The sequence below is a fragment of the Streptomyces sp. NBC_00597 genome (assembly GCF_041431095.1).
Taxonomy (GTDB): domain Bacteria; phylum Actinomycetota; class Actinomycetes; order Streptomycetales; family Streptomycetaceae; genus Streptomyces.
The window spans coordinates 643,923-656,255 of sequence record NZ_CP107757.1 but is presented as its reverse complement, the minus strand read 5'-3'; the positions used below and the strand labels follow the sequence as shown (position 1 = coordinate 656,255).

13 protein-coding genes are annotated in these 12,333 nt (G+C 69.1%); 10 read left to right on the top strand and 3 right to left on the bottom strand.

What is annotated here, in order from left to right:
* Positions 1 to 99 precede the first annotated feature (99 nt).
* Positions 100 to 483 (top strand): hypothetical protein, encoded by a 384-nt coding sequence (locus tag OG974_RS02645; protein WP_371645267.1) that lies wholly within the window; start codon positions 100 to 102, stop codon positions 481 to 483.
* A 110-nt stretch (positions 484 to 593) separates the two neighbouring features.
* Here OG974_RS02645 and OG974_RS02640 read toward each other — a convergent pair whose 3' ends face one another.
* The gene (locus tag OG974_RS02640) at positions 594 to 1,148 is read right to left on the bottom strand and encodes a flavoprotein (RefSeq protein ID WP_371645265.1); all 555 of its coding nucleotides are present in this window, start codon (positions 1,146 to 1,148) and stop codon (positions 594 to 596) included.
* Positions 1,145 to 2,422, bottom strand: coding sequence for a helix-turn-helix domain-containing protein (locus tag OG974_RS02635; RefSeq protein ID WP_371646704.1), 1,278 nt, complete (start codon positions 2,420 to 2,422; stop codon positions 1,145 to 1,147). Before OG974_RS02635 ends, OG974_RS02640 begins: the two co-directional genes overlap by 4 nt.
* 176 nt (positions 2,423 to 2,598) lie before the next feature.
* On the opposite strand from OG974_RS02635, the gene OG974_RS02630 reads away from it, so the two are divergent.
* The 8 genes from OG974_RS02630 (at position 2,599) to OG974_RS02595 (ending at position 9,934) form a co-directional block, all read left to right on the top strand.
* Positions 2,599 to 3,039 carry an ATP-binding protein gene (locus OG974_RS02630; protein WP_371645263.1) on the top strand — a complete coding sequence of 147 codons (441 nt, stop codon included), beginning with the start codon at positions 2,599 to 2,601 and terminating at the stop codon, positions 3,037 to 3,039.
* A 2-nt stretch (positions 3,040 to 3,041) separates the two neighbouring features.
* Positions 3,042 to 4,361: a UDP-N-acetylglucosamine 1-carboxyvinyltransferase gene (locus tag OG974_RS02625; protein WP_371645261.1), complete on the top strand. Its 1,320-nt coding sequence runs from the start codon at positions 3,042 to 3,044 to the stop codon at positions 4,359 to 4,361.
* Positions 4,358 to 5,578 carry a bifunctional metallophosphatase/5'-nucleotidase gene (locus OG974_RS02620; RefSeq protein ID WP_371645260.1) on the top strand — a complete coding sequence of 407 codons (1,221 nt, stop codon included), beginning with the start codon at positions 4,358 to 4,360 and terminating at the stop codon, positions 5,576 to 5,578. The genes OG974_RS02625 and OG974_RS02620 overlap by 4 nt, the downstream gene beginning before the upstream one ends.
* The gene (dcd, locus tag OG974_RS02615) at positions 5,575 to 6,111 is read left to right on the top strand and encodes a dCTP deaminase (RefSeq protein WP_371645258.1); all 537 of its coding nucleotides are present in this window, start codon (positions 5,575 to 5,577) and stop codon (positions 6,109 to 6,111) included. Before OG974_RS02620 ends, dcd begins: the two co-directional genes overlap by 4 nt.
* Positions 6,108 to 6,644: a deoxycytidine triphosphate deaminase gene (locus tag OG974_RS02610; protein ID WP_371645256.1), complete on the top strand. Its 537-nt coding sequence runs from the start codon at positions 6,108 to 6,110 to the stop codon at positions 6,642 to 6,644. Before dcd ends, OG974_RS02610 begins: the two co-directional genes overlap by 4 nt.
* Positions 6,641 to 7,738, top strand: coding sequence for a glycosyltransferase family 4 protein (locus OG974_RS02605; RefSeq protein ID WP_371645255.1), 1,098 nt, complete (start codon positions 6,641 to 6,643; stop codon positions 7,736 to 7,738). The genes OG974_RS02610 and OG974_RS02605 overlap by 4 nt, the downstream gene beginning before the upstream one ends.
* A gap of 87 nt (positions 7,739 to 7,825) precedes the next feature.
* The gene (locus tag OG974_RS02600; protein ID WP_371645252.1) at positions 7,826 to 8,857 is read left to right on the top strand and encodes a serine hydrolase domain-containing protein; all 1,032 of its coding nucleotides are present in this window, start codon (positions 7,826 to 7,828) and stop codon (positions 8,855 to 8,857) included.
* A 51-nt stretch (positions 8,858 to 8,908) separates the two neighbouring features.
* On the top strand, positions 8,909 to 9,934 hold the full coding sequence (locus OG974_RS02595) for a hypothetical protein (RefSeq protein WP_371645250.1): 1,026 nt from the start codon (positions 8,909 to 8,911) through the stop codon (positions 9,932 to 9,934).
* A 54-nt stretch (positions 9,935 to 9,988) separates the two neighbouring features.
* Here the strand turns inward: OG974_RS02595 and OG974_RS02590 are convergent, their stop codons facing one another.
* The gene (locus OG974_RS02590; RefSeq protein ID WP_371645248.1) at positions 9,989 to 10,690 is read right to left on the bottom strand and encodes a restriction endonuclease; all 702 of its coding nucleotides are present in this window, start codon (positions 10,688 to 10,690) and stop codon (positions 9,989 to 9,991) included.
* 268 nt (positions 10,691 to 10,958) lie between these two features.
* On the opposite strand from OG974_RS02590, the gene OG974_RS02585 reads away from it, so the two are divergent.
* Entirely contained in the window at positions 10,959 to 12,317 is a 1,359-nt protein-coding gene (locus tag OG974_RS02585) for a hypothetical protein (RefSeq protein ID WP_371645246.1), read from the top strand.
* The last annotated feature ends 16 nt before the right edge of the window (positions 12,318 to 12,333 follow it).

Here is a 12,333-nt window from a genome sequence, read left to right as displayed (position 1 = left end):
CGTCCGTACATAGCCGACGATCCCCGGTCAGCCAAACCGGGGTTTCTCCGGAGCATTGAAAACATCACCACCGACTCCATCCCGTAAGGAACCCCCCGCATGCCCGAAACCGAACTGCGCATCGAAGTCATTGCCCTGCTGTTGGACGCGGACTTCAAGCTCCGGCCCGACACCAACACCTGGTCCCACAGTGACGGGCGCCCCTTCACCCAGGCCGAACAGGCGACCGCCTTCCAGGCCACGCGCGCCGAACTCGAAGCCGTGGCAGCACTGAGCGCCCGCAACGCCGCGGCTGCCCTCGAGCAGGACAACGCCGTGAAGGCCCTCACAGAGCTCTTGTTCTCGTACTTCGCCAGGCACCCCGAAGCCCGCATGGTCATGGACGTACTCCCGCACATGACCGAGGAAGACCGCGCCGAGTACGAGCGACTGTGCGCCATAGCCGCTCCGGACGGCGGCATATACCTCCCCTACGAGGACTGACAGGCCCCAGCGCAGCACCCTGCGCCCGGTGGCGGGTACCTCCCAGCCACCGGACGGCGGCATTCCTCATGCGGAAATCCGCTACGCCCTACCCACTGGCAGTCGCAAGATCAGTGGCGGGCGTCGCCTGCCGCGAGGAACGGGGCCAAGAGGTCGACGGCTTCCTTCCAACGGAAGCGGTCGGCGCCGCCGCCGGACTTCGGGCGGTGAGGCTCGTAGCTGCCGACCAGAACACCCATCTCGCGCAGCTCGGCGAGGCTGCGCCGGTACGCGCGGTGGGCCGCGAGGGCGGTGTTCACGTACGGCAGGACGGCGGTGGGGATGCCCATGCCCGGAGCCTCGCAGAGGATGCCGAGGGCGAGGTTGTCCGCGAAGCCGGCCGCCCACTTGTTGACCGTATTGAAGGTGGCCGGGGCTACGGCGATCGCATCGGCGGGTGGGAAGGACCGTGCGTCGCCGGGCGCGCGCCAGGCGGAGCGGACGGGGTAACCGGTCCGGTCCTCGATCGCGGACACGTCGAGGAAGGGAAGACCCTGCGGGGTGGCGACGACGCCGACGTCCCAGCTCTGCTCGTGCGCGGCGTCGATCAGCTTGCCGACGTCGCCCGCGTTCCCGGCCGCGCAGACGACGACATACAGGAAGGGCTTTCGCTGCGGCTCGGTCACGCGGGTACTCCCAGTCGGCGGCTGAAGTGGTGGAGCTCTGGCAGCGTACGCCGACGGTCGCGCGCCGCCATGTCGGCGACCAGGTCCCGGACGGCTGGTCGCCGTACCTCCTGGGCTGCGCAGGTCTCCGCGATCCGCAGGGCCTGGTAGCCGTCGGCGAGGCGGCCCTGCTGTGCGTAGGCACGGGCGGCTTCCACCCATAGGGCGGCCCGGCGCTCGGGAACCGGGATGTGGCGGCGCATGAGCGGACGGGCGATGTCGATGGCGACGCCCGCGTCGCCGAAGGACACGGCCGCGCTGACCTCGTGGAGGGCCACGTTGGTGGGGCTGAAGTTGGCCCAGGCGTCGGGGTGGTCCAGGGCGACGCACTTCGCCACCGCCTTGGCCTCGGCCAGGAACTCAGCGGTGGCAGCGCGGTCCCCGGCCCAGCTGGCTGCCGTGACTCCGCGCAGTAGCAACAACCCCAGCACGGAGAGGTGGTGGTGGGGCTGCCGGTCGTACGCGCCGGCGAGTTGTGAAGCCGTGTGCTTGATCAGTGTGACGGCCTGGCCAGCGTGCTGTTCGCGGACCAGGACGTGCGCGTGGAGGCGGACGCTGGCAGCGAGGACGAGCGGATCACCCGAGCGTTCGGCCTCGGCCATCGCGCGCCCGACGGCGAGCCACGCCGTGCCGGGGTCTCCCTGCTTCAGCAGGAGGCTGGCCGAGGTCTGGTAGGCCGTGGCTAGGAAGCGAGGAAGCTCCTCGGCCTGCGGGGAGTCGGCGATGCAGTGGCGAAGATCGGTGATCAGGCCGGGAAGGGCCCGCTCCAGCTCCGCGTAGTCGCAGGTGCTCCAGAGGCGCCGGATGGCCGTTGTCCGGTTTCGTAGTTCCCGGGAGTTCGGCGCTTCCGTCGTCGGCGCCGTCGGCATCCCGGGCAGGAGTGCCTGGACTAGCGCGGGGTGCGCAGCCGTCGGCGCGACCGAGGCTGTGAGCGCGGTGACGCTGGCGGCAAGGAAGGTACGGCGACGCAGCATTTCCTCTGTCTCCGGATCGTGGGGATCGGCTTCCGGGGCAGCCTCCGCCAGACCGAGTCGGTCCGGGGGAATGCGCAGGATGCGGGCGACGTCGCGCAGAACCCGGATGTCGTCCGTTCCGCGTCCGCCCTCCAGCCGGCTGATCTTCGACTGGTGGTATCCCAGCTCGCCGGCCACGTCCGCTTGTGAGCGGCCCTGTAAGACCCGAGCCCGGCGGATCAGTTCACCGATCCGGTGCGCCTCGCCCTGCGTATCGACCATCTCCGCCACGGCCCTTTCTGCCGAGACCGATCCTGCCTGCTCAACCGAGCCTAGCTGCAACGAACTTGCCCGCCATGCACAACGTGCATGAACGATGCAGGGGCTGCGCGGCACATCGCGCAGCCGCCTCCTGACCCGCTTGCCTGGTGGAACCGCACCCCTCCAGGAGGCTGCTCATGGAAGTGCACGAGGTCACGCTGACCGTCACGAGTACGCCCGAGGGCGCCGCTGGTGCCCGGCACCAGGTGATGAACGAGATCAGGGGCTGGCGCTCGGTCATCGGCACCGACGGCATGTGCGTGGCAGAGGTCGTGGCCGGCGAACTGCTGGCGAACGCCGTTCAGCACACGGGAAACGAAGCTGCTTCCGTAACCGCTCGCCTGCTCGGGAGCCGACTGCGCTTCGAGGTCCGCGACCGCAGTTCCGTCCTCCCCCACGCACGCCCATCCCCTACGGACGCCGAGGACGGCCGCGGGCTGCTGATTATCAACGCTCTCGCCGACCGGCACGGCGTCGACCACAGCACCGGCGGCAAATCCTGCTGGGCCGAGCTCGATCTGTCCGTACCTACTCCGGTCACGCCATCCATCACGCAACCTCCCCTGCAAAGGAGTTGAACATGGCACCCACTCAGGCCCTTGCGCCGAGCGCGGAGGTCATCGCCGTACGTCCGGGGAGGCCCCTCTCCGGGTCGGTCACCGTCGACGGCTCCAAGAACGCCGCCCTGCCGTTGCTGGCCGCCGCAGCAGCCGTGCGCCGGACCATCCAGCTGGAGAACGTCCCCGCCAGCGCCGACGTCCACTGGATGCTCACCTTGATCCAAGGGGCGGGCTGGCACGTCGCCCGAGCCGTGGGACGACCCGACAGCGTGGTGATCATGCCCCCTGACGCCGTACCTACGGACCTCGACCTGGCTCCGGCCGCACGGATCCGCGCGTCGTACTACCTGGTGCCCGCGCTCCTTGCCCTACAGGGGAACGCCCGTCTGCCCTGGCCCGGGGGATGCCGGATCGGGGAGCGCGGCATAGACCTGCACTTCAAGGTGTACGAGGCGTTCGGCGACCGTGTCGCCGTCCAGGATGAGGGCTACGACGTCGAGGCCGGTCGACCCGCCACCGGAACGGTCTCCCACACGTTGCCGTTCCGGTCGCGAGGTGCGACGGTCGTCGCCGTCCTGCGTGCGGTCGTCGCGGGCCGTGCGCTGCGCCTCGGTCGGCCGAACCTGTCGCCGGAAGTCCTCACCGTGCTGGACGCCCTGCGCTCGGCGGGATGGGAGGCCCGAGCCGGCGAACAGGTCCTGGACCTGAGCCCGGCAGTGACATCACCGGCCGAGATGCCGGCTTGGCGCGTTCCGGGCGACAAGATCGAGGCAGGCACCCTGGCCTGCGCCGTTGCCGCCACCGGTGGGACCGCGCGCATCGAGGGCGTCCAAGGTCGGGATGTGGTGCCGTTGCAGGCAGCCCTGCAACGGCTGGGCATCCCCACCGCGGTACGGGAGGACGTCCTCCTGGTCGACGGGAGCGCCGCCCAGCCCACGGGCCGTCCCCTTCGCGCCATCGCCACACTCGCCACCGGCGGCCTGGACGCCGACTTCGAACCTCCCTTGATGGCACTGGCCCTCGGTCAGCCCGGGACACACCTGTTCGCCGACTCCATCAATCCCGGCCGCCACGGAAACCTGCTGCCCCAGCTGGCCCGACTCGGCGCGAAGATCGAGGAGATCTCCCCCACCGAATGCCGGCTGACCGGCCCACAACGCCTCACCGGAGCCGGGGTCGAGGCCACCGACATCCGCACCGGCTCCGCGCTCATGGTCGCCGCGCTGACCGCCCGCGGCATCACCACCCTCGGCGGAGTCGACCAGCTCCGCCGCGGCCACGCCGACCTGCCCGGCAAGCTCCTCCACCTCGGCGCCGACATCTGCGAGGTCGCGCCATGACCACCGCCCGTTCCCTACGGCAGATCATGGCCACCACCGACGTCCACTCCGCCCTCGGCGCCGATAGCCCCCTGCTCGGGCACCTCCACCAGGCACGCACGGACAGCCTGCTGGTGGACTGCGGCGACTTCTTCGAGGGCACCGGGTACTACCGCCTCGGCCGGGGCGCACTCGAACGAGACATCCTGCTCGCCCTGTACGACGTCATCGCTCCCGGGAACCACGGCTGGCCGCACTACTTCGAGCCGGGCCTCCACCAGCGGACCGTATGCGCCAACGTCGTCGAGGACTCCACCGGCAACGCGCTCTTCCGCCGTCTGCGCATCGTGGACATCACGGGCCGAAGGACGGCCGTCACGGCCGTGATCGGCCAGCAGGCATTCAAGTCAATCCCGGCCGGGCAGCGGTCCGGCCACCGCTTCACCGATCCCGTCCACGCTCTGCGCGAGCTGATGCTCGCGCACCACCACGAGGTCGACTCCTGGGTCCTCCTCAGCCACTCCGGCTTCGAGCAGGACCTCCAGCTCGCCGAGGCGTGCCCCTTCCTCGACGTGGTCTTCGCCGGCCACTGCCACAGCGAACACACCGGACCCGAACGGGTCGGCAGCTCCCTCGTGCTCAAGGGCCGGGAACTCGCCGTCGGCTACGCGGTCGCCGAGCACTCCCCCGAAGGCTGGGTCGGACGGACCGCCCGTTTCCCAGACACCTCGGGATCCGTCCTGCCGACCGAGCTGGCCTCCGTCCGTGAACAGATCGCCTCCATCGACGCCCAGCTGGCCGAGCCGTTGGGACGTCTCGTAGCGCCCTATCGGAACAAGCCTCTCGACCGCCACGCCCTGCTCCGTGAACTGGCCGACCGGTTGCGCAGCGGGCTGGGTAGCGAGGCGGTCGTCCTCAACGAGACCGCCGTGCGCACGACGCTGCTGGGCGAAGTCCTCACCGCGGGAGATCTGCTGGCCATCGAGCCGTTCGACAACAGCCTGGTCGAGGCCCAGGTCGCGCCGGCCTTCCGTAACGACCCCGCTGCACTGCTGACTCACCTCGCCGAGCGGGCAGGCCCCCTGATCAGTTCCCCCGATCCGCTCCCCGCCGGGCTGGCGAGCGTGCTGACCACCGACTACCTGGCCGACACCTGTCTCGGCAGCCGAGCCCACCCCGCCGGCCTCAGCCTCGGATCGGCGATCAAGAGCATCCTGACCAACGGAGACGACCAGTGATCCTCACCGGACCCGAGATCACCTCCGCCTCGAAGGACGGACGGCTGCGCATCTCCCCCTTCACGCCGCCCCAGGTCAACCCGAACAGCTACAACGTCCGCCTGGGCGGGACCCTGCTCACCTACACCGACCAGGTACTCGACACCCACCGACCAAACCCCACCCGTCGCACAGAGATCGGCGACGAGGGCCACGTCCTGCAGCCCGGCGAGCTGTACCTCGGCCACACCCTGGAGGAGGTGGGATCCGACCTCTTCGTCCCCCTGCTCTTCGGTCGCTCCTCCGTCGGCCGACTGGGGCTGTTCGTCGAGATCACCGCGCCCATCGGTGACATCGGCTTCCACGGCCAGTGGACGCTGATGCTCACCCCGACCCGTCCCGTGCGCGTCTACGCCGGGATGAAGATCGGGCAGATCATGTTCTTCGTCTCCGAGGGCGCCATCGATCTGTACGAGGGCAAGTACCAGGCTGCCTCCGGGCCCCAGCCCTCCTCGTACTGGCGCGACCTCGACGGTACGGCGGTGACCTCGTGATCCTCACCGGACCGGCCATCGCCGCCGCCCGCCAGGCGGGCCGCATCACCATCGACCCGTACGACCCGGATCGCCTGTCCCCCAACGCGTACGACTGGCGCCTGGGCAGCACGCTCCGCGTCTGCGAGGGCGACCTCGACGCCGCCAGTCCCACCGCCTTCTCCGAACTCACCCTCCCCGACCACGGCTACGTCCTGGCGCCGGGCCACCTCTACCTCGGCCACACCCTGGAGCGGACCGGCTCCGAGACGTACGCCCAGCTCCTCAACGGGGACCGGACCATCGGCTCCCTCGGCATCTGGGTCCACGTCTCCGCGCCGCTCGGGCACCAGGGCCACGCGATCCGCTGGACCCTGGAGATCCGAGCCACCCGCCCCGTACGCGTCCGGCCCGGCATGACCTTCGGCAAGCTCGTCTTCCTCCGCACGCACGGCTCCCCGGCCAGCTACCAGCAGCACGGCCTCAAGTACCGCACCAGTGAGGGCATCGAGACGTCCCGCCTCTACGAAGAGAACCCCGGAGGTCGCCGGTGAACCGCGTCGTCGCCACCGCCCTCGACCTGCCGTTCCCCAGCCCCGGCGGAAGCGTCGAACTCTTCCTCGACCTCTACGCCGGCGCCCAGCCCGCCATCCCAGCCCGCGCCTTCATGCTCGCTCCCGACGGCCCCCAACCTCGCACCCCGGCCGGCATCGACCTGCTGCACGCGTCCGGCAAATGCATCGCCGGCCACGCCTTCAGCCGGTACGTCACCAACCTGCGCCACGCCATGACGGCCGCCCTCGACCCGCGCCAGATCAGCGTGCTGCACCTGCACCACCTGGCCTTCGGCGCCACCCCCGCCCTCCTGCGTGCCCTACCCGCCCACCCCCGGATCGCCTTCGTCCACGGCACCGACCTCCTGCACGCCGAGAACCACACCACGCAGCTACGCGTTCTCCGCGAGACCGCCTCCGCTGCCGACGCGATCGTCGTCCCCACCGGCGCCATGGCCGACCGCCTGCTCAAGCTCGCCCCCAAGACGGACAGGCGCAAGATCGAGAAGATCCCCTGGGGCATCCCCGACCGCCTCCTCACCGACCCACCGCCCCGGCCCGCCCGACGTTCCACCAGCCACCTGCGGATCCTCTTCGCAGGCCGCCTCAGCTCCGAGAAGGGCCTCGAACCCCTCCTCCAAGCCGTCGCGGCCACCCGCTCGGTCGAGCTGAGCATCGCCGCCCCGCGCGCCCAGTTCCTCGACCTCGCCCCGGTCGTCCGCAAGCTCGGCGTCCGCGTCCGCTACCTCGGCTGGTTCCGCCGCCCCCAACTCTGGAAGGCCTTCGCCGACCACGACGTGCTCGCCGTGCCCTCCACCACCCTGGAGGCCATGGGCCTCGTCGCCCTCGAAGCCCAGGCCTGCGGACTCCCCGTCCTCTACCAACCCGTCCCCGGCCTCAGCGAAGCCCTCTCCGGCACCGGCCTGGCCACCGACTTCACCAACCCCACCACCGCAGCCCACGACCTCCACCGCCTGCGCACCACCCCCGGCCTCCTGGAGATGCTCCGCGCATCCGGCCGCACCAACGCCGCCCGCTTCCCCCTCAGCGCCACCGCCACGGCCATCACCGACCTCGGCCGGCGACTCGCCTGACACCACCCGTGGCGCAGCCAACACCACCCCGACCGCATCACTAACCTGGCCAGCGGACCACCCGCGGCCCACGACGATCGGGAGACCATGACCCACACCACCGACCGGATCGAAGACCTCCTCCAGACCGGCGTACGCGACGAGGTCTACCCCGGCGCGGTGTGGGCGGTCGGGAACGCCGATGGCATCGAGGCCAGTGGAGCCGTCGGCCTTCTCGACCCCGGCCACCCGGACGAGCCCCTGCAGCTGGACACCGTCTTCGACGTGGCCAGCCTCACGAAGATCCTCGCCGTCTGGTCGACGATCGGCACCCTGGTCGAAGAGGGCAAGCTCCAGCTCCACACTCCGCTGGGAACCTTCTGGGACGAAGTCGCAGGCCACCCCCTAGCCCGGGCCACGGCCCACCACCTGCTCACGCACACCGCCGGCCTGCCGCTGCGCGCCAACCTGAAGAACCTCTACGGCACCGACCCCCAGGACATCCGCGACGGCGTCCTCCACGAGGCCCTCCACCGCACGCCGGGCGAAGCCGTCGAGTACACAGACCGCGCCGCCCTCGTCCTCGGCTACCTCGCCGAACACCTCTCGGGTCAGCCCCTGGACCAGCTCGCGACCGACCGCATCTGGCACCCCCTGGGCATGACACAGACCCGCTTCAGCCCGCTCACCGATGCCGAGACGGCCCGCTGCGCCCCCACCGAGTACGACGAGGCCACCGGCACCCACCTCAAGGGCACCGCCCACGACTTCTCCGCCCGCCTCCTCGGCGGCGTCTGCGGCATCGCCGGCGCCTTCTCCGTCCTCGACGACCTCGCCCTCTTTCTCCGCCACATGCTCAAGCCCAGCCCGGCCGCCTTCGGCCCCAGCTGGATCAAGGAATCCCTCCGCGTCCAAACAGGCGCTCTCACCCCCGCCCGCGGCCTCTTCTGGCACCCCGCCCCCGGCACCGACCCCACCGAGGACATCTGGGTCCACTACGGCTTCACCGGCACCGGCATGTGGATCAGCCACACCCGGGGCCGCTGGGCTGTCCTCCTAACCAATAAGCTCCGCTTCAACCGCGACCGCGAGCCCTTGGCTGGGATCCGCAACACCTACTGTGCCTCCGCCTTCTCATAGACGAGGTGTACGAAAACCCCAACTGTCGGCGGCCAGTGGCACAATTCAGCCATGTGGAACAACGAAGAGTTCCGTATGGCAGAGGGTGCCCACGTAGTCGGACACCAAGGCGATTCCTTCGAGATCCAGGTCACCGTCCCCACCGACGACGACGGGTTTCTCGGCCGCGAGTGCCCGCACTGCACGATGACCTTCCGTATCGACGCAGACGACTACGAACGGCTTCCAGACAATCTGACGCTGTGGTGCGTCTACTGCGGCCACCACAGCGGCCATTCAGACTTCATGACCACGCAGCAGCGGGAACGTCTGCTGCGTGTCGCCGAGGACCTGGGCACCCAGATCGTCAGCCGGTCACTTCACGACATTTTCGGCGGCCTCGCCCGCAAGAGCTCGCGAGGAAGCCCGGTGACCTTCTCCTACAAGCCCGGGAAGCCCTTCTACCCCAGGCCTCTTCCGGGTATCGACGAGGAGCGCCTGGTACGGATCCGAACCTGTCCCGGCTGCCGGGTCAAGTACGCCGTCTTCAGCGAGCACCGCTACTGTCCTGTCTGCGGCGAATTGCCAGCGGCGTCGCTCGCGTTCGATGCTCTACAGGCCGATACCGCTCGCCTAGACGCACTCGAAGCGATTCCCTCGGATGTCAAGGCTGCCCTTCGTGAGCAGGGAGTGTTCTCACGCAACTGGGTGGACACCATCGAGAACGTGGTGGGAGTCGTCGAAATCCTGGCGTCCTCCCTGTTCAAAGCTTCCGTGCATGACGCAGATGCCCGGCTCCGCGGAAAAGGCAACGTCTTCCAGCGGTTGGAGGACATGGCCGTGCTCTTCACCGACGCCGGCTTTCCGGATGTACGGGCCTCGCTCGCATCGGACACCTGGGACCGCCTCCTCTCGACCTGGGCAGCACGTCACGTCTTCACGCACAACGATGGCGTGGTCGACCCGAAGTACCTGACCCGCGTCCCCCGCACACCCCTCCGTGTCGGACAGCGCCTCACCCTCGACGACCCGACATGCCGCCGCGCGATCGAGGACACGACCTTGTTGTGCACAGCGCTGACCGAGCTGACATCGTGAAACCATGACCACTCTTCGTGGGGACTGACTTCAGCGCCCGGCTACCAGGGGGAGTTACTCGTACGTCTCTTTGCGCAGGGCGCGATGACGCCGGTCGCCCTGACCAGCGCCGTTCACCGCGTTAAGAGACGGGAGCGCCGCACCGTTGTTCCACAGTCCAAGATGATCACGGTGGACGGCCACGACATCGTTCTGCAGGGCACAGCGTTCGGCAGGTCCGCTGAAGTACGCGGTGGTGACGAAGACGGCAACTTCGGCCTTGAAGTGCACCTGCGAGCCAAGGAGGTTACGGACCTCTCCATTGGAGATCTTCCGTTTTGGGTTGTACCGCTTGCACTGGATCACCATCGTGCGGCCATCGGGCAGCCGTCCGCGCACGTCGGCACCGTTATCCCCTGTGCCGCCGACGCGGCGGACATCCGTACAGCCGTCCCGCCTGCAGAGGTCGGCCACGAAGTCCTCGAACTGCGTGCCGTCCATCACGTCGACCTCGGCGAGCGTCCGATGGCCCGCCCTGACGGCGTCCTCGTGGCGCCACCGCCGATCGTCGCCCCGGACCATGCGGTCCGTCTTCCACAACCACCGGCCTCCACCGCCGACCGCGCCGAGGACCAACAATCCCACTGCATAGGGCCAGATCGTCGACCAAAACGTCACGAGCAGCGCCAATGCGATGACGCCACTCCAGGCACCCGCCTTGAGCCAGGCTTCCCGGCGCTTCCGCGATGCCGACCGACGCTTCTTGCGTGCTGCCACCCAATTCCTCCCCGCCTCCGAGTAGCAGTCTCGGCAAGACGACGCGTGTCAGTAAGGGCGCCCGTCGGCCATGGCTCGTTCCCCGCGATCTCCCGCGATGCAGCCCTGCGGCCAGCGAGGCAGCCCTGGGGGAGACGGTTGCCAGCGCGCCACGCCCGGCGATGGGGACCTGCATCGTCATGTGCCCGCATACGCCCTGTGTGCGCCCCTCTTGCAGCACGTAGCTTGCGACGTCGGTCTGACCCGTGGAAGCCGTAGGGGGAACAGGTTGAAGCCAGCCGCTGACGTACTCAAGGATCTCGTCCAGCCGTCGAACATCTCGATCCACTCCAGTTCGGCCCTGGTCGGCAGCGTCGACGACGCCGCAGCCGAGGATGACAAGGCGCGCGAGCAGAAGGAACTCGACCAGCTCCGGCGAAAGCCCGAACTCAGGCCCATCCCCGCGAAGGAGCTGGACCGGACCGTTCAGCTGACGCCCTGGGATGTGCTACACATCCTCGGCCAAGGCATCGCCCTCTCACGGCGGGGCGCCAGCCGTGGACTCGCCGAGCACTGGGGTTCCCTGAAATACAGCCAGGCTCTGGCCGGCAGCATCAACTCGTTCATGACGCTCTCCGCGGAGGGCCGGGAAACGGCCGACTACTACAAGGCGATCCAGTCCGGGGAACTCGGGACCGGCTTCGCCCTGACCCTTGCCCGGCAGCTCCTGAGCCGCCGCTACCCGGACCACTCGGTCTCGATCGTCCCCGCGGACACTGCGCTGCGGGCCGGCTGGGCTTTGACCAGTCGCGACGCGGGCCATCGATCTGGCTACCGCTACCGGCCACAGTTCTTCGCCGAGATATGGAAGCCCGGAGAGGCGCCGAGGGTCCTTCCGATCGCCTGCAAGGGCAACCACAGCAACGCCGCCGCCTCTCACATCCAGCTCGCGTCCGCTTCTGCGCACGTCGAGGCGGTGCACATCGGCCCGTGGAACGAGACACCGGCCCTCGTGTTCAGTACGGAACTCCCCACCGAAGGCGTGCTCACGGTGCACGCCTTGCAGGCCCGGGGAACTGGTGGCCGACTGACCGGCTCGATGGATGCCGCCGATACCTGTCTGGACCACCGTCTTGAGGACGCGAACAACTTCCCGGGCATCCAACCGCTGGCCGAGGGCGAGCGGAAACCGGAGTCGCAGCTCGGCTTCCACGTACAGCCCGAGCACTATGCCTGGTTCCGGCAGGTCCTCGCCCGAACCGCGGCGGCCGGACTGACCGCCTTCGCTGGCGATGGCGCCGCTACGGCCCAGTACCTGACCAAACGGCAAGGCCAGCGCCACTTCACCGACCCCACCCACGCCGCCACCGACAGCGTCCAGGACGCGAACCAACGACTCCTCGACATCGACTTCGTTGGCACCGACCACGTGTTCCGCCTCAACAGGACCCGGGTCGAGGCCTTCTCCGGGGTCGCGAACGACCTCTTCCGCCACCTCGCGAAAGGCCGCGTCGAGCAGTACCGCACGGAAATCCACGCCCAGCGGAAGAGCTGGCCCCTCCTAGCCTGGGATTCGGAGTGGGACGGCCCCGTATCCGTCCACCAGGACGGCTCTGTGCTCGCCATGCGGGTGTTGCCACAGGCCTGAGGGCCCGCATGGCCGG